Raw genomic sequence first — 23859 nt, forward strand, 5'->3', positions numbered from 1 at the left:
GACGATAACTATTACGAAGGTTCTCTAGGCCATTACCCGGCGGTTGCCAGGGCCGGAAGCCGCAGTACCCAACCAACGAGGAATTCGTCATGGCTTTAACAGTAAACACTAACGTCACGTCGTTGAACGTTCAGAAAAACCTGAACCGCGCTTCCGACGCTCTGTCGACTTCGATGACTCGCCTGTCTTCCGGCCTGAAAATCAACAGTGCAAAAGACGACGCCGCCGGCCTGCAGATCGCTACCCGTATGACTTCGCAGATCCGTGGTCAGACCATGGCTATCAAGAACGCCAACGACGGTATCTCCATCGCCCAGACCGCTGAAGGCGCGATGCAAGAATCCACCAACATTCTGCAGCGTATGCGTGAACTGGCTGTACAGGCACGAAACGACTCCAACGGTACTCAAGACCGTGTTGCTCTGAACAAAGAATTTGGTCAGATGTCGGACGAACTGACCCGTATCGCCAAGTCGACCAACCTGAACGGCAAGAACCTGATCGACGGTACTGCTGGCACCATGACCTTCCAGGTCGGTTCCAACACTGGCGCTACCAACCAGATCACCATCACTCTGGCCAGCGGCTTCGACGCTGCAACCCTGAGCGTGGGTTCCGCGACCATCGCCATCACCGGTACTGACAGCACCACTGCTGAAGCCAGCACCAAAGCCGCTATGGACGCCATCGACAAGGCGCTGCAGACCATCAACTCCAGCCGTGCCGACCTCGGTGCTGCCCAGAACCGTCTGACCAGCACCATCTCCAACCTGCAGAACATCAACGAAAACGCCAGTGCTGCACTGGGTCGCGTACAAGATACCGACTTCGCTGCTGAAACTGCCCAGCTGACCAAGCAGCAGACTCTGCAACAAGCTTCGACCGCAGTTCTGGCCCAGGCCAACCAACTGCCATCCGCTGTACTGAAACTGCTTCAGTAATAGCTGGCTAAGCTTTGGCGGGGGAGTGCGCTGGTCGTGCTCTCTCGCTTTTTTACTTTAAGAGGTGATGGACATGGATATGAGCGTGAAGCTGAACTTGTCTTATCCAGCGGCCAAGCCGGTGACGCCTGTTGCTGACAAGCCCGTGGAGAAGCCTCGAGAGGTGGTGCCTGCTGTGGCTGAGACCGCCAGTCAGGACAGTAAGAAAGGTGCTCAGACCGAGCAGGAAAAGTTGAAGATGGCCGTCCAGGAAATCGAGAAATTTGTCCAGTCGGTCAAGCGTAACCTGGAGTTCTCGATCGACGAGCCCTCCGGCCAGGTTGTGGTCAAGGTGATTGCCAGCGATTCGGGTGAGGTGGTTCGTCAGATCCCCAACGAAGAAGTGCTGAGATTGGCCAATAGCTTGAATGACGCCAGCAGCCTGCTGTTCAGCGCGAAAGTCTGATAGCTGGCATGAAATTTGTTGCTGTGTTCTTTTGGACGTTGTAGTGGTCAAAAGACCGGCGGCACACTGAAGGGAGATACACATGGCAAGTCCAATTCTACCGGGTACCGGTCTAGGTTCCGGCCTCGACACCGGTGCTATCGTCAAGGCGTTGGTTGCGGCTGACAAAGCGGCCAAGCAGGGTCAGATCGACCGTGCAACTGCCAGCAACAGTGCGAGTATTTCCGGTATCGGCACCTTGCAATCGCTGTTGTCGACTTTCCAGAGCACTCTGTCGGTCACAGGGCTTGGAAGCTCGGTCAATCCTTCCTTTGCCGGTTTTGCGGCTACCTCCAGCGACAATAAAATCGTGGATGCCACGGCCGACAACTATGCGGTGGCTGGCAAGTACACTGTTGAAGTGGCTAATATTGCAACTTCGTCAAAAGTGGCCAGTAAGGCTTTTGCCGGAGGAAATACCAGTGCCATTCCGAGTGGTACGTTGAACATCACTCAAAATGGCATTAACTATCCGCTGACAATCGGCGCGAATGCGACGTTGCAGTCGGTGCGTGACTCGATCAACGCCGATTCCAAAATGGCCATGTCCGGAATCAGTGCCAACATCGTGACCGACTCGTTCGGTTCGCGTCTGGTGATTGGCTCTGAGAAGACTGGTGCGGGCTCTGATATTTCTGTCAGTGGTATTGCTGGGTTGGAAGTTGACGGCACCCAGCCCATGGGGGCCGGCGCTGCGGCATCGGGCAACATTGGTGGGCTTGCCAAGGATGCGGTTTTCAGCGTCGATGGCATGCAACTGACCAGCAAGACCAATACCGTTACTCAGGCTGTTTCCGGTCTCAAGCTCAACTTGGTGGCCAAGACTGATAAGCCGATCACTATCACTGTTGCGACCAACACTGAAGGTCTGAAGACTTCGATTCAGAAGTTTGTCGATGCTTACAACGCGGTGGCCAATGGCATTTCGACCCTGACCAAGCCCTCGCTGGACGACAACGGCAAGCTGACGGTCCCTGCTCAGTTGACCGGTGACGCTCTGCCTCGTTCGATTCTGGCGGCGATTCGTGCGCCGTTGTCGGAGGTGGGGGCGGGTGACAAGTTGACAGTGCTGGCGCAGTTGGGGATTACCACCAACCAGAAGACTGGTGCCCTGGACTTCGACGATAAGAAGTTCACCGTTGCCATGACCGACAAAAAGCTCGGTGGTGAAGTGCAGAAGCTGTTTTCCGGAGATGGCACCAATCCGGGCCTGCTTGATCGCATGACTTCCGCTATCAAGCCGTTCACTCAGGGCGTAGGCACCATGACCGAGGGGATTCTCACCACTCGGACCAAGACCCTGGATATCACCAAGAAAAAGCTCAGCGATCAGCAGGATGCCCTGGATCGTCGAGTGGCGACGCTGACAGCGGTACTGACCAAGAAGTACAACGACATGGATACTCTGGTGGGCAAGCTGAAGGCCACTGCCAGTAACATCACGTCGATGTTCGAAGCGTTGAACGCACAGAAAAAAGGCTAATATCCAGCCTGCGCCAAAAGCCCGGCAGCGTTTTTTCAGCGCTCCGGGCTTTTGCATTTGATCTAAAGTTTTTTGACGTTGCGTCGATACATTGCTTATACGAACCCTTGAGTTTTGAAGAGGTATCACATGAATCCGATGTTAGCCCTTCGGCAGTACCAGAAGGTGGGTGCACAGGCACAGACCTCAGAAGCCAGTCCGCATCGTCTGGTGCAGATGCTGATGGAAGGCGGTCTGGATCGTATTGCGCAGGCCAAGGGCGCAATGGAGCGCAAGGATATCGCCAACAAGGGCGTGTTCATCGGCAAGGCCATTGGCATCATCGGTGGCTTGCGTGAGGGGCTGGACCTGGAAAACTCCATGGATGCCCTGGGGGATCTGGATGGTCTCTACACCTACATGATGAAGCGTCTGACTGAAGCCAATATCAAGACCGATCCGAAGATTCTCGATGAGGTCGCTGATCTGCTGCGCACGGTCAAGGAAGGCTGGGATGCCATCGCTGCACCGGGTCCGCAGTTCTAAGGAGGAACACCATGAGTGCTGTCCTGCAACGCATCGAAGAAACCCGCGAGGCTCTGGTTGGCGCCTTGGCCGAGCGCAACTGGCAAGCCATTGGCGAGTTGGACCTGGCCTGCCGTTCGTGCATGGAGGATGTGCTCGGCGAGGCTCAGGTTGACGAGGTCGCCTTGCGGGACAATCTGGAGGAGTTGTTGGGGGTTTACCGGCAGCTGCTTGAGGTGGCTACCGGAGAGCGTCAGGCGATAGTCGACGAGATGTCGCAGATCACCCAAGCACAGAACGCGGCAAAGGTTTACCATTTGTTCGGTTAATGTTGAGTTAATCCGAACGTTGCGCGCCATAAATTTGACTGTGCACGCATTTTTGACTTAACTAGTGGCTGTTTTCAGATTTCAGGCGTCTATAAGGCAGAAAATGCCTAAAGCGCGTCTAGCTTGCCCCTCATTCTGGGCATTGAGTTGACTAGGGAAGTTGCTATTGCATGTGGCGTGAAACCAAAATTCTGCTGATCGATGACGATAGCGTGCGCCGCCGCGACCTGGCGGTGATTTTAAATTTTCTTGGTGAAGAAAATTTACCCTGCGGTAGCCATGACTGGCAGCAGGCTGTCGGCTCTTTGTCGTCAAGTCGTGAAGTAATTTGCGTCCTCATCGGGACTGTAAATGCTCCTGGCGCACTTTTGGGCTTGTTAAAGACACTCTCAACCTGGGATGAGTTCCTTCCGGTTTTGTTAATGGGCGAAAATTCTTCCATCGACTTGCCCGAAGACCAGCGTCGTCGAGTGCTTTCCACTCTGGAAATGCCTCCTAGCTACAGCAAGTTGCTCGACTCCCTGCACCGTGCCCAGGTCTATCGTGAAATGTACGATCAGGCCCGCGAGCGCGGTCGTCACCGAGAACCCAACCTGTTCCGCAGCCTGGTAGGCACCAGTCGTGCGATCCAGCACGTGCGGCAGATGATGCAGCAAGTGGCGGATACCGATGCCAGCGTGCTGATCCTTGGTGAGTCCGGGACCGGCAAGGAAGTGGTAGCTCGTAACCTGCACTACCACTCCAAGCGGCGTGACGCGCCATTCGTTCCGGTCAATTGCGGAGCCATTCCTGCAGAGTTGCTGGAAAGCGAGTTGTTCGGCCATGAGAAGGGTGCATTCACCGGGGCCATTACCAGTCGCGCCGGGCGCTTTGAGCTAGCCAACGGCGGCACCTTGTTCCTCGACGAAATCGGCGATATGCCGCTGCCGATGCAGGTCAAGCTGTTGCGGGTGTTGCAGGAGCGTACCTTCGAGCGCGTAGGTAGCAACAAGACCCAGGGTGTCGATGTGCGAATCATCGCAGCCACCCATAAAAACCTTGAAAGCATGATTGAAGTGGGCAGTTTCCGTGAGGACCTGTACTACCGCCTCAACGTGTTCCCCATCGAGATGGCGCCATTGCGTGAGCGAGTGGAAGACATTCCGCTGCTGATGAACGAGTTGATCTCGCGCATGGAGCATGAGAAGCGCGGTTCGATCCGCTTCAACTCTGCTGCCATCATGTCCCTGTGCCGGCATGGCTGGCCGGGTAACGTCCGCGAGCTGGCCAACTTGGTTGAGCGCATGGCGATCATGCACCCGTATGGGGTGATCGGTGTGGTCGAGTTGCCCAAGAAATTCCGCTACGTCGATGATGAAGACGAGCAGTTGGTAGACAGTCTGCGCAGCGACCTGGAAGAGCGGGTGGCGATCAATGGCCATGCGCCGGACTTCGCCGCCACCGCCATGCTGCCGCCGGAAGGCCTGGATCTGAAGGATTACCTCGGTAGCCTGGAGCAGGGTCTGATCCAGCAAGCGTTGGACGATGCCAATGGCATTGTGGCTCGGGCTGCAGAGCGCCTGCGCATTCGTCGCACCACTCTGGTGGAGAAGATGCGCAAGTACGGCATGAGTCGTCGTGAGGGCGATGAGCAGGCGGATGATTGACGCCTGTTTTTCAAGTCGTTGAAAGCCGTGTGGTTTTTTTTTAGGCACGGGTATTGCTAAGTCTCTTGCAACGTTCCGTTTAACTGACGGTCAGCCACGCGAGAGAGCACGATGCCCCAAGCCGCCCAGATGTCTCCTGCCCCCGATGCTCCGGGGCAATCGTCGTCCGTAGAGCAGGCAAGTCGGCTAGGTCTTGAGCAGGCCTTCGCTTTGTTCAACCAGATGTCGAGCCAACTTACTGACTCCTACAGCATGCTTGAGGCTCGGGTGACTGAGCTCAAGGGTGAGTTGGCTGTGGTCAGTGCCCAGCGGATGCAGGAACTGGCGGAAAAAGAGCGTCTGGCCAACCGTCTGCAAAATCTTCTCGACCTGTTGCCCGGTGGCGTCATCGTCATTGATGGCCACGGTATTGTCAGCGAAGCGAACCCGGCGGCATGCGATCTGTTGGGGTTGCCGCTGGAAGGGCAATTGTGGCGCAACATCATTGCCCGCAGCTTTGCGCCCCGTGAGGATGACGGTCATGAGATTTCCCTGCGCGACGGCCGGCGTCTATCGATAGCTACCCGCTCGCTGGATGCCGAGCCCGGGCAGTTGGTGTTGCTTAACGACCTGACGGAAACCCGTCATCTGCAGGATCAGTTGGCTCGCCACGAGCGTCTGTCCTCGCTGGGCAAGATGGTCGCTTCCCTGGCACATCAGATTCGCACGCCGCTCTCGGCGGCCCTGTTGTATGCCAGTCACCTCACCGAACAGGAACTGCCGGTGGCCACTCATCAGCGTTTCGCCGGGCGCCTCAAGGAGCGCCTGCACGAGCTGGAGCATCAGGTGCGCGACATGCTGGTGTTCGCTCGTGGTGAGTTGCCCCTGACCGATCGTCTGACCCCCAAGTCTCTGCTGCAATCACTGCAAGCCGCGGCCCTGACCCATGTTCAGGATGTTGCCGTGCGCTGGCAGTGCGACAGTCATCAGGGTGAATTGCTGTGCAATCGCGACACCCTGGTGGGGGCCTTGCTCAACCTGATCGAAAATGCCGTGCAAGCCAGTGCCGGCGCGGCGCGGCTCAAGGTGCACCTGTACAGTCGTGGTGACACCCTGCGGCTGTGCATCAGTGACAGCGGCAGTGGTATCGATGCGGCGGTCCTGGAGCGTCTGGGTGAGCCGTTTTTCACCACCAAGGCCAATGGAACCGGGCTTGGCCTGACGGTGGTCAAGGCGGTGGCCCGTGCGCATCAGGGAGAATTGTCGCTGCGTTCCCGTCCTGGGCGCGGTACTTGTGCGCTGGTGACATTGCCTCTGTTCTCCAGTGCTCATGGAGTGGAGTGAAGGTAATGGCAATCAAGGTTCTACTGGTTGAAGACGATCGTGCATTGCGCGAGGCCCTGGCAGACACACTGCTGCTGGCCGGCCATGACTACAAGGCGGTCGGCAGTGCGGAAGAGGCGCTGGAAGCGGTCGCCTTGGAGTCCTTCAGCCTGGTGGTCAGCGATGTAAACATGCCTGGCATGGACGGCCATCAGTTGTTGGGTCTGTTACGTGCCCGCCAACCGCAGTTGCCGGTATTGCTGATGACCGCCCATGGCGCCGTCGAACGAGCAGTGGAGGCCATGCGTCAAGGCGCTGCCGATTACCTGGTCAAGCCGTTTGAGCCTCGGGCCCTGCTCGAATTGGTGGCGCGCCATGCACTGGGTTGTCTGGGTGCGAGCGAGGATGAGGGGCCGGTAGCCTTCGAACCGGCCAGTGCGCAATTGCTGGAATTGGCCGCGCGCGTGGCTCGCAGTGATTCCACTGTGCTGATTTCCGGCGAGTCCGGCACGGGCAAGGAAGTGCTGGCGCGTTACATCCACCAGCATTCCCATCGGAGCACCCAGCCCTTTATCGCCATCAACTGTGCGGCGATTCCCGACAACATGCTCGAAGCCACCCTGTTCGGTCACGAGAAGGGTTCTTTCACCGGGGCCATCGCCGCACAGCCCGGCAAGTTCGAGCAGGCCGACGGTGGCACTATTCTCTTGGACGAAATTTCCGAAATGCCCCTGGGACTGCAAGCCAAGTTGCTGCGGGTGTTGCAGGAGCGTGAAGTGGAGCGGGTGGGGGCGCGCAAGCCTATCGCTCTGGATATCCGGGTAGTGGCCACCACGAACCGCGACTTGGCAGGAGAGGTGGCGGCCGGACGTTTCCGCGAAGATCTGTATTACCGTCTTTCGGTGTTTCCTCTAGCCTGGCGGCCATTGCGCGAGCGTACCGCCGATATCCTGCCGCTGGCTGAGCGTCTGCTGGCCAAACACGTCAATAAAATGAAACACGCCGCCGCCAGGCTCTCGGCTGAGGCGCAAGCGTGCCTGCTGGCTTATCCGTGGCCGGGCAACGTCCGGGAGTTGGACAACGCTTTGCAGCGGGCATTGATCCTGCAACAGGGCGGTCTGATCCAGCCGGAAGATTTCTGTCTGGCCGGGCCCGTGGCCTGTGCGCCCCTGCCGGCACTGGCTCCTGCCGTTCAGTCGGCGTTGCGCGGCGTGGCCGGCGAGGATGAGGGCCCACCCCAGGAGTCGGGCGGCCTGGGGGATGATCTGCGGCGCCGGGAATTCCAGATGATCATCGATACCCTGCGTTCCGAACGTGGGCGGCGCAAGGAGGCGGCGGAGCGTCTGGGCATCAGTCCGCGCACCCTGCGTTACAAATTGGCGCAGATGCGTGACGCCGGAATGGACGTCGAGGCTTATCTGTTTGCGACCTGATTACTGATATGCAAAGCCCTGGATGGGCTTTTGTCGAGTTGGGCCATGGAGCTGGCACCCTTGTTGCTAACACCTCACTAACCGCACAGTGAGCGTCAAAAAATTGCGGGTCGTCAGAGAGAGTAGACCATGAGCCAAGGTGTTGAATTTAATCGGTTGATGCTGGATATGCGGGCCATGCAGATGGACGCGATGTCGCAGCCCAAATCCGCCGCAGTGGCAGAGGTCAGCGGCAGCAGTTTCGCTGACATGCTTGGCCAGGCCGTGAACAAGGTCAATGACACCCAGCAGGCGTCCAATCAGTTGGCCGGCGCCTTCGAGATTGGCAAAAGCGGTGTGGACCTGACGGATGTGATGATTTCCTCGCAAAAGGCCAGTGTGTCCTTTCAAGCCTTGACCCAGGTGCGCAACAAACTGGTTCAAGCGTATCAAGACATCATGCAGATGCCGGTTTAAGGACGAGATTGAGTCATGGCAGAAGCAGTCGCCGATAACGTACCGGCCAAGGCCACCCCGATAGACGGTAAACCGCCGCTGTTCGGTTTGTCCTTCCTGGAAAACCTGTCCCAGATGACCATGCTGCGTCAGGTTGGCCTGTTGGTAGGCCTGGCCGCCAGCGTGGCGATCGGCTTTGCCGTGGTGCTGTGGTCCCAGCAGCCCGATTACCGGCCGCTGTACGGCAGCCTGGCCGGGATGGACGCCAAACAGGTCATGGATACCCTGGCTTCTGCCGACATTCCCTACACCGTCGAGCCCAATTCCGGTGCCTTGCTGGTCAAGGCCGATGACCTGCCACGTGCCCGCCTGAAACTGGCTGCTGCCGGGGTAGCGCCGGGTGACGGCAACGTCGGCTTCGAGATCCTGGATAAAGATCAAGGCCTGGGCACCAGCCAGTTCATGGAGGCGACCCGTTATCGTCGCGGCCTGGAAGGCGAACTGGCCCGCACCATCTCCAGCCTGAACAATGTCAAGGGTGCCCGGGTGCACCTGGCGATTCCGAAAAGCTCGGTGTTCGTCCGTGACGAGCGCAAGCCCAGTGCTTCGGTACTGGTAGAGCTGTATTCCGGCCGCTCCCTGGAGCCGGGCCAGGTCATGGCCATCGTTAATCTGGTGGCTACCAGCGTCCCCGAATTGAGCAAGTCCCAAGTTACAGTGGTCGACCAGAAGGGCAACCTGCTCTCCGATCAAGCGGAAAACTCCGCGCTGACCATGGCTGGCAAGCAATTCGACTACAGCCGTCGTCTGGAAGGCATGCTGACCCAGCGGGTGCACAACATCCTGCAGCCGGTGCTGGGCAACGATCGCTACAAGGCTGAAGTTTCCGCGGATGTCGACTTCAGTGCCGTTGAATCCACCTCCGAGCAGTTCAACCCCGACCAGCCGGCCTTGCGCAGCGAGCAGTCGGTCAACGAACAGCGCTCCAGCAGCAATGGCCCGCAAGGCGTTCCGGGTGCCCTGAGCAACCAGCCGCCATCGCCGGCTTCGGCGCCGCAAACCACCGGTGGGGCTACCGCCGCCGCTGGCATGGTACAGCCAGGTCAGCCGCTGTTGGACGCCAACGGTCAGCAGATCATGGATCCGGCTACCGGCCAGCCGATGCTGGCACCGTATCCGTCGGACAAGCGTCAACAATCCACCAAGAACTTCGAGCTCGATCGCTCCATCAGCCACACCAAGCAGCAGCAGGGGCGTCTCAATCGCCTGTCGGTAGCGGTAGTGGTGGACGATCAGGTCAAGGTCAATCCGGCCAACGGCGAAACCAGCCGTGCTCCCTGGAGCGCCGACGAATTGGCGCGCTTCACTCGCCTGGTGCAGGACGCAGTGGGCTTCGATGCCAGCCGTGGCGACAGTGTCAGCGTGATCAACGTGCCGTTCTCCGCCGAGCGTGGGGAAGTGGTCGCCGATATTCCGTTCTACTCGCAGCCGTGGTTCTGGGACATCGTCAAACAAGTGTTGGGTGTGTTGTTCATCCTGGTGCTGGTGTTCGGTGTCCTGCGTCCGGTGCTCAACAACATCACTGGCGGCGGCAAGAACAAGCAATTGGCAGGACTGGGCAGCGACGTCGAGCTGGGCGGCATGGGTGGCCTGGACGGCGAGCTGGCCAACGACCGCGTCAGTCTCGGCGGCCCGCAAAGCATTCTGCTGCCGAGCCCGAGCGAGGGTTATGACGCTCAGTTGAACGCAATCAAGAGTCTGGTGGCTGAAGACCCGGGTCGTGTGGCTCAGGTCGTGAAAGAGTGGATTAACGCAGATGAGTGATAACCGAGCCGCTACCGCCAAACTGACCCGGGTCGACAAAGCCGCGATTCTGCTGCTGTCCCTGGGTTCCACCGATGCCGCGCAAGTGCTGCGCCACATGGGGCCCAAAGAGGTTCAGCGTGTGGGTGTGGCCATGGCGCAGATGGGTAACGTGCACCGCGAGCAGGTCGAGCAGGTGATGAGCGAGTTCGTCGACATCGTCGGCGATCAGACCAGCCTCGGCGTCGGTTCCGACGACTACGTGCGCAAAATGCTCACCCAGGCCCTGGGCGAAGACAAGGCCAACGGCCTGATCGACCGCATCCTCCTGGGTGGCAACACCAGTGGCCTCGACAGCCTGAAGTGGATGGAACCGCGGGCCGTGGCCGACGTGATCCGTTACGAGCACCCGCAGATCCAGGCCATCGTGGTGGCTTACCTCGATCCGGATCAGGCCGGTGAAGTGCTGGGCAACTTCGACCACAAGGCGCGCCTGGACATCATTTTGCGGGTTTCCTCGCTCAATACTGTGCAGCCGGCGGCCCTGAAAGAGCTGAACCAGATTCTCGAGAAGCAGTTCTCCGGCAACTCCAACGCGTCCCGTACCACCTTGGGCGGTATCAAGCGCGCAGCCGACATCATGAACTTCCTCGACAGCTCGATCGAAGGCCAGCTCATGGATTCGATCCGCGAAGTCGACGAAGACCTGTCCGGTCAGATCGAAGACCTGATGTTCGTGTTCAACAACCTGGCCGATGTCGATGACCGCGGTATCCAGGCCCTGTTGCGCGAAGTGTCCTCCGACGTCCTGGTTCTGGCCCTCAAGGGTTCGGACGAAGGGGTCAAGGAAAAGATCTTCAAGAACATGTCCAAGCGTGCGGCGGAGCTGCTGCGCGACGACCTGGAAGCCAAGGGCCCGGTTCGCGTCAGCGACGTGGAAACTGCGCAGAAGGAAATCCTCACTATTGCCCGCCGTATGGCCGAAGCCGGAGAGATCGTTCTCGGCGGGAAGGGCGGCGAAGAAATGATCTAAGGTCGCTTTATGTCGTCCAGCAGTGATGAGTCCCAAAGCGAACTGATTCGTGCCCGGGACGTCGAGGGTTTTGACGTCTGGGCACTGCCCAGTTTCGATCCCGAGCCGCCCGAGCCTGAGCCCGAGCCTGAAGAGGTGCCGGAAGAAATCGAGGAAGTGCCCCTGGAAGAAGTCCAGCCACTGACCCTCGAAGAGCTCGAGAGCATTCGCCAGGAAGCCTATAACGAAGGTTTCGCCACCGGCGAGAAGGAAGGCTTCCACAGCACCACGCTCAAGGTTCGCCAGGAGGCTGAAGTCGCCCTGGTCGCCAAGTTGCAAGCGCTCGAACAGCTGATGGTCAATTTGTTCGAGCCCATCGCCGAGCAAGATACGCAGATCGAAAAATCCCTGGTGGATCTGGTCAAGCATGTCACCCGTCAGGTGATCCAGCGTGAGCTGGCGATGGATTCCAGCCAGATCGAACACGTCATGCGCGAGGCTCTCAAGCTGCTGCCCCTGGGGGTTGGCAATGTGCGCCTGTACGTCAATCCGCAGGATTTCGAGCAGGTCAAGAGCCTGCGCGAGCGGCACGAGGAAAGCTGGCGCATCGTCGAGGACGAGGCGCTGCTGCCCGGCGGTTGCCGGGTCGAGACCGAGCACAGCCGCATCGATGCCAGCATCGAAACCCGGATCACCCAGGCCATGGACCAACTGTTCGATCAGTTGCACGAGCAGTCGCTGCACCCGGCAGCTGCGGACCTGAGCCTGGACCTCGGCCCACGGACTCCGGCTGCGCCGGATGTCGACGCCGCAGAATCCACCGTCACAGAGCAAGCCGAGCCTGCGGAACACCCCGATGCGCCTTGATCGCACCAGTTTCGGCAAGCGCCTGGGAGGTTACGCCGAGGCCATCAAGCTGCCGGGCCAGCCGATTCTTGAAGGCCGCCTGCTGCGTATGGTCGGTCTTACTCTTGAAGCTGAGGGACTGCGCGCCGCCATGGGCACCCGCTGCCTGGTGATCAACGATGACAGCTATCACCCGGTCCAGGTCGAGGCGGAAGTCATGGGCTTTTCCGGGAGCAAGGTGTTCCTGATGCCCGTAGGCAGCGTGGCCGGGATCGCTCCTGGCGCCCGGGTTGTCCCTTTGGCCGACACCGGGCGCCTGCCTATGGGCATGGGCATGCTCGGGCGTGTACTGGATGGCGCCGGGCGGGCTCTGGATGGCAAGGGCGGCATGCGTGCCGAAGACTGGGTGCCGATGGATGGCCCCACCATCAACCCCCTCAAGCGCGACCCCATCAGCCAGCCGCTGGATGTGGGCATTCGCAGCATCAACGGTTTATTGACGGTGGGCCGCGGTCAGCGCCTCGGTCTGTTCGCCGGTACCGGTGTGGGCAAGAGTGTGCTGCTGGGCATGATGACTCGCTTCACCGAGGCCGACATCATCGTGGTCGGGCTGATCGGCGAGCGGGGTCGTGAGGTCAAGGAGTTCATTGAGCACATTCTCGGTGAGGAAGGCCTCAAGCGTTCGGTGGTGGTGGCTTCGCCAGCGGACGATGCGCCGTTGATGCGTTTGCGGGCGGCGATGTACTGCACGCGGATTGCCGAATATTTTCGCGACAAGGGCAAGAACGTCCTGTTGCTGATGGACTCCCTGACTCGTTTCGCCCAGGCCCAGCGGGAAATCGCTCTGGCCATCGGCGAGCCGCCGGCCACCAAGGGTTATCCGCCTTCGGTGTTCGCCAAGCTGCCCAAGCTGGTGGAGCGGGCCGGTAACGCCGAGGCCGGTGGGGGCTCGATTACCGCGTTCTATACCGTGCTGTCCGAAGGTGACGACCAGCAGGACCCGATCGCCGACTCGGCCCGGGGCGTGCTCGACGGGCATATCGTGCTGTCCCGGCGCCTGGCCGAAGAAGGGCACTATCCGGCCATCGATATCGAGGCCTCCATCAGTCGGGTCATGCCGGCGGTGATCAGCCCCGACAATATGGCCAGGGCGCAATACTTCAAGCAGCTGTGGTCGCGTTATCAACAGGCTCGGGACTTGATCAGCGTTGGCGCCTACGTCGCCGGTGGCGATCGCGATACCGACACCGCAATTTCCCTGCAGCCGGCGATGGTCGCCTACCTGCGCCAGGGGCTTAACGACAACGTCAGCCTGGGTCATAGCCAGACCCACCTGGAAATGCTGTTCGCTCCAGCGACGGGAGGCTAACCGGCCATGGCCGACAGCCGTGCGGCGCGTCTGGCGCCGGTGGTGGACATGGCGGAAAACGCCGAGCGTACCGCTGCCCAGCGTCTGGAGTACTTTCACGGCCAGGTACGTGTGGCCCAGAGCAAGCTGGGGGACCTGGAGCGTTTTCGTGGCGACTACCAGGAACAGTGGGTCGAGCGCGGCAAGCTCGGCGTCAGTGGTCACTGGTTGATGAACTATCAGTATTTTCTCAGTCAGTTGGATACCGCCGTGGCCCAGCAGCGGCAAAGCCTTGCCTGGCATCAGAACAACCTCGATCGCGCTCGCGAGGCTTGGCAGCAGGCTTATGCGCGGGTGGAAGGGCTGCGCAAGCTGGTGCAGCGTTACATCGATGAGGCTCGGGCGCTTGAGGACAAGCGCGAACAGAAGCTACTGGATGAACTTTCCCAGCGCCTGCCCCGTCAGAATCCTTATTGAGAGCGCTCATTTTTCGTCCGCAGGTTGTTCGCCGGGTCAGTGGGTGCTAAACCTTTTAAACGTCGTCAATGACAAGGAAGCAGTCACATGTCGGTCGTTACAGAAATATCCCCGGACGGGCAGAAACTCACGATTTCCATCAGGGGGCGCTTCGATTTCGGGCGCCACCAGGAGTTTCGTGAATCCTACGAGCGCCTAAACCGGACGCCGGAGTCCATCGTGGTGGACCTCAAGGAAGCCACTTACCTCGACAGCTCGGCTCTGGGCATGCTGTTGCTGTTGCGTGATCATGCCGGTGGCGACAATGCCGATGTCCGGGTGATCAACAGCAACTCGGATGTGCGCAAGATCCTCGCCATCTCCAATTTCGACAAGCTTTTCGACATCAGTTGAGCGATATGCGCTCGATGGCCGAGCCCCTGTGTGTGCTGATCGCCGAGGATGGCGCGGCGGACCGCTTGCTGCTGTCCAGTATCATTCGGCGCCAGGGGCATCAGGTGCTGGCGGCCAGCAATGGGGTCGAGGCACTGGCGTTGTTCGAGCAGCAGCGTCCGCACATCGTGCTGATGGACGCGATGATGCCGGTGATGGATGGCTTTGAGGCGGCGCGACGGATCAAGGCCCTGGCGGGCGAGACGCTGGTGCCGATCATCTTCCTCACTTCCCTGAGTGAAGGCGAGGCGCTGGCTCGCTGTCTGGAGGCGGGCGGCGACGACTTTCTGGCCAAACCCTACAATCCGGTGATCCTGGGCGCCAAGATCAACGCTATGGACCGCTTGCGGCGCCTGCAGGAAACCGTGCTGGCGCAGCGCGACCAGATCACTCGTCACCATGATTACTTGCTCAATGAGCAGCGGGTGGCCAAGGCGGTGTTCGACAAGGTTGCCCACTCCGGTTGCCTGGATGCGTCGAACATCCGCTACCTGCAATCGCCTTATGCACTGTTCAACGGCGACTTGCTGCTGGCGGCCTACACCCCGGCGGGTGACATGCATGTATTGCTGGGGGACTTCACCGGTCATGGTTTGCCTGCGGCGGTGGGGGCCATGCCCCTGGCCGAGGTGTTTTATGGCATGACCGCCAAGGGTTACGGGCTGCCGGAAACCCTGCGGGAGATGAATGCCAAGCTCAAGCGCATCCTGCCGGTGGATATGTTCTGTTGCGCAACCCTGCTGTGCCTGAGTAACCAGCGGCGGGCGGTGGAGGTGTGGAACGGCGGCATGCCCGAGGGGTATTTGTATCGTGAAGCCAGCAGCGCGCGTACGCCTTTGGTGGCGCGCCATCTACCTCTCGGGGTGCTGAGTGCCGAGGCCTTCGAGGATCACACTGAGGTGTTCCCCATGGCGCCGGGTGATCGGGTATTCCTGCTGTCCGACGGGGTGATCGACACTTGTAATGCCGAGGATGAGTTGTTTGGTGTGGAGCGGTTGCACCGGGTGTTTGCCGCCAACCGTGAGCAGGAGCGGCTGTTCGAGGAGATTCAACAGGCCCTGGAGGACTTTGGCGGCAGTGCCCGGGACGACGTGAGCATGGTCGAAGTCGGCTTGCCGGAATTTCCCAGGCTGGCGCCGCCGGCCCCGGTGTACTCCGACAGCGGCCAGTCCTGCCCGCTGGACTGGTCGGTGAGCTTCGAGTTCCGCGCCGCTACCCTCAAGCGCTTCAACCCCTTGCCGTATCTACTGCAGTTGTTGCTTGAAGTGCATGGCCTGCGCTCCCAGAGCGGGGCTTTATATAGCGTACTGGCCGAGCTCTATTCCAATGCGCTGGAGCACGGTGTGCTCAAGCTCGATTCCCGGCTCAAGCGCGATGCTGAGGGCTTTAGTCGCTACTACCGCGAGCGATCGGTGAGGCTGGCGGAGCTGGAGGACGGCTTTGTCCGGGTGCATTTGCAGGTGCAGCCCCTGGACACGGGAGGGCGCCTGATCGTGCGGGTCGAAGACAGTGGCGAGGGCTTCGATGTCGCGGCGATCCTGGCCCGGCCCAACGATACCGGGCGCTTGTCGGGGCGCGGCGTCAGCCTGATCCGACAGATGAGCCGCCAGGCGGTGTGGGCGGACGACGGGCGCAGTGTCTGCGTGGAGTTTTCCTGGGAGGCTCTGGCATAATCCTGGGGTTCTTGATCAAGGAGTGAACAAGTGGCTGAGATACATCTGGACCACACGGTGCTCAACGCATTGCAGGAAGTCATGGAGGATGAATACCCCGTCCTGCTGGACACTTTTGTCTGCGATTCCGAGGAGCGGATGCGACTGTTGCGCAAGTCCGAGGATGCTCTGCAGCTAGTGGCAACCGCCCACAGTCTCAAGGGCAGTAGCAGCAATATGGGGGCTATCCGCCTGGCGGAGCTCTGTCATGAGCTCGAGGTGCGGGCCGGACAGTCGGCCATTGATGGCATTCGTCAGCTGGTGGGGGAGATCGATGGCGAGTTCGCCATTGTCCGGCGCCTGTGCGAGCAAGAACTGCAGCGTTTTCACTGCTGAGAAACGACCTTTTATCAGCTGGTTGATAAAACTGGCTCGACCTTTGCAGTCAAGTCTCTCAACTGTACCTATGATCCCCGTGCAGCGGAGACTGTCCCATGGCTGTTACCCCTAATTCGCTTCTTCAGGCCACTGCTCAGGCCAACGCTAAGTCCAAGACTCAAGCGGCCCCTGCCAGCCCGTTGGCAAGCGTTGCCGAGCCTGGGGACAAGGCGTCCAGCTTTGCGCAGCTCTATGCCAAAGAGTCCCAGAGCAAGCCGCAGAACAAGCCGCCGGCCCTCGCCGACAACTCGCCCAAGCCCGTGCGTGACAAGAGCGTCGACAACAGTCCTAAGAAGGATGTTGCCAGCGATCAGTCTGCCGCGCCGCAGCCAGCGGTTGCCGATAGCGGCAAAACCTTGCCTGCCGATAAGTCGGCGAACAGCGACAGCAAGCCTGCCGCTGCCGCCAGTGATGACAGCAAGCCGGCCGACACCACGCAGGCCGATGCCTCGGTGAATCCGGCGCCGGTGGACCCGAGTCTGTTGCCGGCGATCCAGCCGCAACCTCAGGTTGCTGAAGTGCCGCCGCCGGTAGTGGTTGCGCAACCTCAGGTGGAAGTGCCCGTGGCGCCGCCAGCCGTGGTGGCGGCAGCGGTAGTGCCGACGGTGGCGCCTGTGGCGGAGCCGCCCAAGGAGGCGTTCGATCCCGAGGCCGATCCACTGGATGCCTTGCCGGCGGTGCGTCTGGCCATGGAGCAGGGCGGACACGTCTCGGCCTCCAGTCAGTCTCAGCCCAAGGCTGCGCCAGCGAACGCCAATGCCGACGGTCAGTTGACGTCGGTGCAGAACTTCGCCAATGGCATGGCCGGCATGCTTGAACAGCAAGCCAGCAAGAACAGCACCGAGCAGGGCGGCGAAAAGGCCTTCACTGGTCTGATTGCCGACGGCCTGAAAGACCTCAAGGGAGCGTCCAGCGATACCCGGGTGGATGACTTCGCCAATCGTCTGGCGGCCCTGACCCAGGCGGCGACGCCGAAGACCGCCAATGCGGTGCCGGTCAACCAGCCGCTGGCCATGCACCAGAGTGGCTGGACCGATGAAGTGGTCAATCGGGTGATGTACCTGTCCAGCGCCAACCTCAAATCGGCGGATATCCAATTGCAGCCTGCGGAGCTTGGTCGCCTGGATATTCGTGTGCACATGATTCCTGATCAGCAGACCCAGGTGACCTTCATGAGTGCCCACGCCGGCGTTCGTGAAGCCCTGGAAGGGCAGATGCACCGTATGCGCGACATGTTCAACCAGCAGGGGTTGGGGCAGGTGGACGTCAATGTTTCCGACCAGTCCCGCGGCTGGCAGGGTCAGGAGCAGGCGCAACAGGAGCAGAACCGCAGGAGTGGTTCCAGTACCAGTGGCACGCGCCTGGACGGTGGCGACGAAGAGTTGCCCCATGGCGTGGCTGAAGTGGCTGCCCCGGTACAGACCGTGATCGGCACCAGTGCTGTGGACTATTACGCCTGATTGAGTGACAGAAGGGGCGTGGCGAGACAGCTCGTCATGCCCCTTGCTTCTCCCTCCCCGCTGTTTATCCCCCTATTTCAGACAAATCTGGCATAACACTTGCTCTTGCCTTGCCGTGCGACTGTGAACCCCCGAATAGTGACGGATTATTGGCATGGCGAAGAGCGAAGCAGCAGAAAAACCCACCGCAGGGAAAAGCAAACTCAAGCTTATCCTCTTGATTGTCCTGGCGTTGTTGCTGGCCATCGGCTTGTCGGTCGGCGCCACCTGGTACTTCATGCACAGTGCTCAGAGCAAGCCTGCGCCGGCTGCAGAAACCGCCAGCAACGTCAAGCCGGCAGCGATCTACGAGCCCATGGCCCCGGCCTTCGTCGCCAATTACACGCAGAACGGCCGTCAGCGCTACATGCAGGTGAGCATTACCCTGCTGGCGCGCAACCAGGCAGACCTGGACGCGCTGAAAGTGCACATGCCGGTGATCCGCAACAACCTGGTGATGCTGTTCTCCGGACAGAATTTCGACACCCTGGCGACTCCGGTCGGCCAGGAAATGCTCCGCCAGAAGGCCACTGCCAGCGTCCAGGAAGTGGCGCAGAAAGAGGTGGGCAAAGTGGTGGTCGAGCAGTTGCTCTTTACTAACTTCGTACTGCAGTAGGAACACGACATGGCCGTGCAGGACCTGCTGTCCCAGGATGAGATCGATGCGCTGCTCCATGGCGTCGACGACGGTCTGGTACAGACCGAACACGCTGCCGAACCCGGCAGCGTCAAAAGCTACGACCTGACCAGCCAGGATCGCATCGTCCGCGGACGCATGCCGACCCTGGAAATGATCAACGAGCGTTTCGCCCGCTATACCCGGATCAGTATGTTCAACATGCTGCGTCGTTCCGCCGATGTGGCGGTAGGTGGCGTGCAGGTCATGAAGTTTGGTGAATACGTGCACTCGCTGTATGTGCCCACCAGTCTCAACCTGGTGAAGATCAAGCCGCTGCGTGGTACGGCGCTGTTCATTCTCGACGCCAAGCTGGTGTTCAAGCTGGTGGACAACTTCTTCGGCGGCGATGGCCGTCACGCGAAGATCGAAGGGCGTGAGTTCACGCCTACCGAACTGCGGGTGGTGCGCATGGTGCTGGAGCAGGCCTTCGTCGATCTGAAGGAAGCCTGGCAGGCGATCATGCCGGTCAATTTCGAGTACATAAACTCTGAAGTGAACCCGGCCATGGCCAACATTGTCGGCCCCAGCGAAGCCATCGTGGTGTCGACCTTCCACATCGAGCTCGATGGCGGCGGCGGCGATCTGCACGTGACCATGCCGTACTCGATGATCGAGCCGATCCGCGAAATGCTCGACGCCGGCTTCCAGTCCGATCTGGACGACCAGGACGAGCGCTGGAGCAAGGCCCTGCGCGAAGACGTGCTGGACGTGGCCGTACCGCTGAGTGCCACGGTGGCCCGTCGTCAGTTGCGCCTGCGGGACATCCTGCACATGCAGCCTGGCGATGTGATCCCGGTGGAACTGCCGGAAGACATGATCATGCGCGCCAACGGCGTGCCGTCGTTCAAGGTCAAGCTGGGTTCCCACAAGGGCAACCTGGCGCTGCAAGTGATCGAGCCGATCGAGCGCCGTTGAGCGGCGCTCCAACCTGTTTGCTGTTCAATGAATTTTTGCCCGTCGAGGACCCAAGATGGCTGACGAAATTAACTCCCAGGACGACCAGGCGCTGGCCGATGAATGGGCTGCTGCACTGGAAGAAACCGGTGATGCCGGCCAGGCCGATATCGACGCCTTGCTGGCCGCTGACGCAGGCGCCGCATCCGGTTCCGGGCGTTTGCAGATGGAAGAGTTCGGCAGCATGCCCAAGAACCATGAGCCGGTCACGCTCGACGGTCCCAACCTGGACGTGATTCTTGATATCCCGGTATCGATCTCCATGGAAGTGGGTAGCACCGATATCAACATCCGCAACCTGCTGCAGCTCAACCAGGGTTCGGTGATCGAGCTTGACCGCCTGGCCGGCGAGCCGCTGGATGTGTTGGTCAACGGCACCCTGATCGCTCATGGCGAGGTGGTGGTGGTCAACGAGAAGTTCGGTATTCGCCTGACTGACGTGATCAGCCCCAGCGAACGCATCAAGAAGCTGCGCTAAGTGAACAAGCTGCTTGGCGTGGTTGTGCTCGGCTTGCCCCTGGGCGCCCTGGCTGCAGAGTCGGCTGCGACCGCTGCGGTTGCAGCCCCGGCAGTGGGCAGCGTCAGCGGGCAGTTGACCCAGCTGGTACTGGGGCTGCTGCTGGTGATCGGGCTGATCTTCTTCCTCGCCTGGCTGCTGCGCCGAGTGCAGCAGGCCGGTCCCGCCGGCAAAGGGCAGGTGATCGAGCTGATCGGCTCTCGGGCCCTGGGGCCGCGGGATCGTCTGGTGCTGGTGCAAGTGGGCAGCGAGCAGATTTTGCTGGGCCTGACCCCGGGCACTATCACCCCGTTGCATGTACTCAAAGAGCCGGTGCAGGTGCCCAGTGCCGAGCAGGCGACGCCCGAGTTCGCCCAGCGCCTGATGGAGCTGTTGGGCAAGGATCAGAAGGATAAGAAGTAATGCCGTTGCGCATCATCTTGACGTTGGCACTGATGTTGGCGGCGCCGCTGGCGCTGGCGGCCGACCCGTTGTCGATCCCGGCGATCACCCTGGGCACCAACGCCAGCGGTCAGCAGGAATACTCGGTCAGCCTGCAAATCCTGCTGATCATGACTGCGCTGAGTTTCATTCCGGCGTTCGTCATGCTGATGACCAGCTTTACCCGGATCATCATCGTCTTCTCGATCCTGCGTCAGGCCCTGGGCTTGCAGCAGACACCGTCGAACCAGATCCTCACCGGCATGGCGCTGTTCCTGACCATGTTCATCATGGCTCCGGTGTTCGACCGGGTGAACCAGGATGCCTTGCAGCCTTACCTGGCGGAAAAGCTCACGGCTCAGGATGCAGTGGCCAAGGCCCAGGTGCCGATCAAGGACTTCATGCTGGCGCAGACTCGCAGCAGTGACCTGGAGTTGTTCATGCGCCTGTCCAAGCGCACCGACATCGCCAGCCCTGACCAGGCACCCCTGACCATTCTGGTGCCGGCCTTCGTCACGTCCGAGCTCAAGACGGCCTTCCAGATCGGCTTCATGATCTTTATCCCGTTCCTGATCATCGACCTGGTGGTGGCCAGTGTGCTGATGGCCATGGGCATGATGATGCTTTCGCCGCTGATCATTTCCTTGCCGTTCAAGATCATGCTGTTTGTCCTGGTGGATGGCTGGGCCCTGATCATCGGTACCTTGGCGGGCAGTTTCGGTGGTGTTTAAAACCTTGTTAGCGGGTGCTCGACAATGACTCCAGAAGTCGCGGTAGACCTGTTTCGCGAAGCCCTCTGGCTGACCACCATGATGGTGGCGGTGCTGGTGGTGCCCAGCCTGCTGGTGGGGTTGATGGTGGCCATGTTCCAGGCGGCCACCCAGATCAACGAACAGACCCTGAGCTTCCTGCCGCGCCTGCTGGTGATGCTGGTGACCCTGATTGTTGCCGGTCCCTGGCTGGTGCAAACCTTTATGGAATACATCCGTCAGTTGTACGGCAGTATTCCTCAGCTGATCGGCTGAGCCGATGTCCCTGTTGGCGCTGACCGACACTCAGATCAGTACCTGGGTGGCGAGCTTCATGTTGCCGCTGTTCCGGGTCACCTCGCTGCTGATGGTGATGCCGATTTTTGGTACCACTCTGGTGCCGCGTCGCGTGCGCCTGTATTTCGCCCTGGCGATTACCGTGGTCATAGTCCCGGGCCTGCCACCCATGCCTGAAGTGCATGCCCTGGATCTCAGTGGCCTGCTGCTGATTGCCGAGCAGATTCTGATCGGTGCGGTGCTGGGGTTTTCCCTGCAGTTGTTCTTCCAGTCCTTTGTGGTCGCCGGGCAGATCGTGGCGATCCAGATGGGCATGGGCTTCGCTTCCATGGTCGACCCCACCAACGGTGTCTCGGTGGCGGTGATCGGGCAGTTTTTCACCATGCTGGTGACCCTGCTGTTCCTGGCCATGAATGGCCATCTGGTGGTTTTTGAGGTCCTTACCGAAAGCTTCACCACCCTGCCGGTGGGCGGCGGCCTGATGGTCAACCACTACTGGGAGTTGGCGGGCAAGCTGGGTTGGGTCCTGGGGGCGGCGTTGCTCCTGGTGCTGCCGGCGATCACCGCCTTGCTGGTGGTCAACATCGCCTTTGGCGTGATGACCCGAGCCGCCCCGCAGTTGAACATCTTCTCCATCGGCTTTCCCCTGACCCTGGTGCTCGGCATGGGCATTGTCTGGATCAGCCTGGCCGACATTCTCAACCAGTATCAACCGCTGGCCTCCGAGGCCTTGCAGTTCTTACGCGAACTGGCAAAGGCGCGCTGAGCCATGGCAGAAAGCGAGAGCGGTCAGGACAAGACAGAAGACCCCACGGAGAAGCGCAAGAAGGACTCCCGGGAGAAGGGTGAAATCGCCCGTTCCAAGGAGCTCAATACCCTGGCCATCATGCTGGCGGGGGCGGGCGGTCTGCTGGTTTATGGGGGCGGTCTGGCTCAGGATCTGCTGGAAATCATGCGCCTGAACTTCTCTTTGCCCCGGGAAGTGCTGCTCAGCCCGGGCGCCATGGGACTGTACCTGCTGCACTCGGGCAAGATCGCCATCCTGGCGGTGCAGCCGGTGCTGTTGACCTTGCTGCTGGCGGCCGTCATCGGGCCGATATCCCTGGGGGGGTGGCTGTTTGCGGGCAAGAGCCTGGCGCCCAAGTTCAGTCGGATGAATCCGGCCAACGGCCTCAAGCGGATGTTTTCGTTCACTGCGTTGATCGAGTTGCTCAAGGCTCTGGCCAAGTTCGGCCTGGTGCTGTTCGTGGCGCTTTCGGTGTTGTCGTCGGACATTGACGACCTGCTGCGGATCGCCCACGAACCGCTTGAGCTGGCGATCATCCACAGTGTCCAGGTGGTGGGTTGGAGCACTTTGTGGATGGCTTGCGGGTTGATTTTGATCGCCGCGGTGGATGTGCCGGTGCAGCTGTACCAGGCCCATAAGAAGCTGTTGATGACCAAGCAGGAGGTGCGTGACGAGCACAAGGACCAGGAAGGTCGGCCTGAGGTCAAGCAGCGGATTCGCCAGACCCAGCGCGAGATGTCCCAGCGGCGGATGATGGCAGCGATCCCCGAGGCCGACGTGGTCATCACCAACCCGACCCACTACGCCGTGGCTCTCAAGTACGACGCCGAGAAGGGTGGGGCGCCGGTGTTGCTGGCCAAGGGCAGTGATTTCTTGGCCCTGAAAATCCGCGAGATTGCCGTGGCCCATGAAGTGATGTTGTTGGAGTCCCCGGCCCTGGCGCGTTCCATCTATTACTCCACTGAGCTTGAGGAAGAGATCCCGGCGGGGCTTTACTTGGCGGTGGCCCAGGTCCTGGCCTATGTCTACCAGATTCGCCAGCACCGTGCAGGCAAGGGCAAGCGCCCGGACCCGCTCAAGGACTTGCCGATTCCTACGGATCTGCAGCGCGACACTGGCGGCAAGCAGTCCTCGGGCGGCCCCATCGATCCTGTCTAGTTCCAGGCATGCAGGCGCTGGCTTGCCAGCGAATGCGCCTTGCTTATGTCAGAAAAATGGCTAATTGCCATTATCTCGCCTTGTAACTCTGTTCCTTGCAGCCGGCCCTGCGACGCTTCGTTTGCCGACGAGGGCGGCCCCGCGATCCTGTTCGCCGGCACGCCGGTTCCTCCTGGTTCAGGGCGCGATTGCGCCGCTGCGGCAAAGTTGGAAGGCTTCTTGCAGTAGCAGCCC

26 protein-coding genes are annotated in these 23859 nt (G+C 60.3%); all 26 read left to right on the forward strand.

The window, feature by feature from the left end:
* Positions 1-89: 89 nt before the first annotated feature.
* The 26 genes from P7C00_RS08975 (at position 90) to flhB (ending at position 23625) form a co-directional block, all read left to right on the forward strand.
* Positions 90-941: a flagellin domain-containing protein gene (locus tag P7C00_RS08975; protein ID WP_346631994.1), complete on the forward strand. Its 852-nt coding sequence runs from the start codon at positions 90-92 to the stop codon at positions 939-941.
* Between the two features lie 73 nt (positions 942-1014).
* Positions 1015-1386 (forward strand): flagellar protein FlaG, encoded by a 372-nt coding sequence (locus P7C00_RS08980; protein WP_346631993.1) that lies wholly within the window; start codon positions 1015-1017, stop codon positions 1384-1386.
* A gap of 82 nt (positions 1387-1468) precedes the next feature.
* On the forward strand, positions 1469-2908 hold the full coding sequence (fliD, locus tag P7C00_RS08985; RefSeq protein ID WP_404938714.1) for a flagellar filament capping protein FliD: 1440 nt from the start codon (positions 1469-1471) through the stop codon (positions 2906-2908).
* Between the two features lie 129 nt (positions 2909-3037).
* Positions 3038-3433 carry a flagellar export chaperone FliS gene (fliS, locus tag P7C00_RS08990; RefSeq protein WP_346631991.1) on the forward strand — a complete coding sequence of 132 codons (396 nt, stop codon included), beginning with the start codon at positions 3038-3040 and terminating at the stop codon, positions 3431-3433.
* Between the two features lie 11 nt (positions 3434-3444).
* Entirely contained in the window at positions 3445-3741 is a 297-nt protein-coding gene (locus P7C00_RS08995; RefSeq protein WP_102864028.1) for a flagellar protein FliT, read from the forward strand.
* A gap of 170 nt (positions 3742-3911) precedes the next feature.
* A complete protein-coding gene (locus tag P7C00_RS09000; RefSeq protein ID WP_011059970.1) occupies positions 3912-5387 on the forward strand; it encodes a sigma-54 dependent transcriptional regulator in 1476 nt (491 codons plus the stop codon).
* Positions 5388-5516: 129 nt separating this feature from the next.
* The gene (locus P7C00_RS09005; RefSeq protein ID WP_346632079.1) at positions 5517-6710 is read left to right on the forward strand and encodes an ATP-binding protein; all 1194 of its coding nucleotides are present in this window, start codon (positions 5517-5519) and stop codon (positions 6708-6710) included.
* 5 nt (positions 6711-6715) lie between these two features.
* Entirely contained in the window at positions 6716-8122 is a 1407-nt protein-coding gene (locus P7C00_RS09010; RefSeq protein ID WP_404938716.1) for a sigma-54-dependent transcriptional regulator, read from the forward strand.
* Positions 8123-8251: 129 nt separating this feature from the next.
* Entirely contained in the window at positions 8252-8578 is a 327-nt protein-coding gene (fliE, locus tag P7C00_RS09015) for a flagellar hook-basal body complex protein FliE (RefSeq protein WP_123723956.1), read from the forward strand.
* A gap of 15 nt (positions 8579-8593) precedes the next feature.
* A complete protein-coding gene (gene fliF / locus P7C00_RS09020; RefSeq protein WP_346631989.1) occupies positions 8594-10381 on the forward strand; it encodes a flagellar basal-body MS-ring/collar protein FliF in 1788 nt (595 codons plus the stop codon).
* The gene (fliG, locus tag P7C00_RS09025) at positions 10374-11393 is read left to right on the forward strand and encodes a flagellar motor switch protein FliG (protein ID WP_011059975.1); all 1020 of its coding nucleotides are present in this window, start codon (positions 10374-10376) and stop codon (positions 11391-11393) included. The genes fliF and fliG overlap by 8 nt, the downstream gene beginning before the upstream one ends.
* A gap of 9 nt (positions 11394-11402) precedes the next feature.
* Positions 11403-12239, forward strand: coding sequence for a flagellar assembly protein FliH (fliH, locus tag P7C00_RS09030; protein ID WP_346631988.1), 837 nt, complete (start codon positions 11403-11405; stop codon positions 12237-12239).
* A complete protein-coding gene (gene fliI, locus P7C00_RS09035) occupies positions 12229-13587 on the forward strand; it encodes a flagellar protein export ATPase FliI (RefSeq protein WP_346631987.1) in 1359 nt (452 codons plus the stop codon). The genes fliH and fliI overlap by 11 nt, the downstream gene beginning before the upstream one ends.
* A gap of 6 nt (positions 13588-13593) precedes the next feature.
* Positions 13594-14043 carry a flagellar export protein FliJ gene (gene fliJ, locus P7C00_RS09040; protein WP_102864021.1) on the forward strand — a complete coding sequence of 150 codons (450 nt, stop codon included), beginning with the start codon at positions 13594-13596 and terminating at the stop codon, positions 14041-14043.
* A gap of 87 nt (positions 14044-14130) precedes the next feature.
* Positions 14131-14436, forward strand: a complete 306-nt coding sequence (locus P7C00_RS09045) for an STAS domain-containing protein (RefSeq protein ID WP_011059979.1) — start codon at positions 14131-14133, stop codon at positions 14434-14436.
* Positions 14437-14441: 5 nt separating this feature from the next.
* Positions 14442-16148 (forward strand): fused response regulator/phosphatase, encoded by a 1707-nt coding sequence (locus P7C00_RS09050; RefSeq protein ID WP_346632078.1) that lies wholly within the window; start codon positions 14442-14444, stop codon positions 16146-16148.
* A gap of 30 nt (positions 16149-16178) precedes the next feature.
* A complete protein-coding gene (locus P7C00_RS09055; RefSeq protein ID WP_346631986.1) occupies positions 16179-16523 on the forward strand; it encodes an Hpt domain-containing protein in 345 nt (114 codons plus the stop codon).
* 98 nt (positions 16524-16621) lie between these two features.
* Entirely contained in the window at positions 16622-18025 is a 1404-nt protein-coding gene (locus P7C00_RS09060; protein ID WP_346631985.1) for a flagellar hook-length control protein FliK, read from the forward strand.
* Positions 18026-18179: 154 nt separating this feature from the next.
* Positions 18180-18680, forward strand: a complete 501-nt coding sequence (gene fliL, locus P7C00_RS09065; protein ID WP_346631984.1) for a flagellar basal body-associated protein FliL — start codon at positions 18180-18182, stop codon at positions 18678-18680.
* Between the two features lie 9 nt (positions 18681-18689).
* Complete coding sequence (gene fliM / locus P7C00_RS09070; RefSeq protein ID WP_011059984.1) at positions 18690-19658, forward strand: flagellar motor switch protein FliM; 969 nt, start codon at positions 18690-18692, stop codon at positions 19656-19658.
* 55 nt (positions 19659-19713) lie between these two features.
* Positions 19714-20175, forward strand: a complete 462-nt coding sequence (gene fliN, locus P7C00_RS09075; protein ID WP_346631983.1) for a flagellar motor switch protein FliN — start codon at positions 19714-19716, stop codon at positions 20173-20175.
* Positions 20176-20616 (forward strand): flagellar biosynthetic protein FliO, encoded by a 441-nt coding sequence (fliO, locus tag P7C00_RS09080; RefSeq protein WP_346631982.1) that lies wholly within the window; start codon positions 20176-20178, stop codon positions 20614-20616.
* Positions 20616-21365, forward strand: a complete 750-nt coding sequence (gene fliP / locus P7C00_RS09085) for a flagellar type III secretion system pore protein FliP (RefSeq protein WP_011059987.1) — start codon at positions 20616-20618, stop codon at positions 21363-21365. Before fliO ends, fliP begins: the two co-directional genes overlap by 1 nt.
* 24 nt (positions 21366-21389) lie before the next feature.
* Positions 21390-21659: a flagellar biosynthesis protein FliQ gene (fliQ, locus tag P7C00_RS09090; protein WP_011059988.1), complete on the forward strand. Its 270-nt coding sequence runs from the start codon at positions 21390-21392 to the stop codon at positions 21657-21659.
* Positions 21660-21663: 4 nt separating this feature from the next.
* On the forward strand, positions 21664-22446 hold the full coding sequence (gene fliR, locus P7C00_RS09095; protein WP_123723967.1) for a flagellar biosynthetic protein FliR: 783 nt from the start codon (positions 21664-21666) through the stop codon (positions 22444-22446).
* Between the two features lie 3 nt (positions 22447-22449).
* Positions 22450-23625 carry a flagellar biosynthesis protein FlhB gene (gene flhB, locus P7C00_RS09100; RefSeq protein WP_346631981.1) on the forward strand — a complete coding sequence of 392 codons (1176 nt, stop codon included), beginning with the start codon at positions 22450-22452 and terminating at the stop codon, positions 23623-23625.
* The last annotated feature ends 234 nt before the right edge of the window (positions 23626-23859 follow it).

It is taken from the genome of Pseudomonas sp. JDS08PS003, assembly GCF_045013505.1.
GTDB classification, from domain to species: Bacteria; Pseudomonadota; Gammaproteobacteria; order Pseudomonadales; family Pseudomonadaceae; genus Aquipseudomonas; species Aquipseudomonas protegens_B.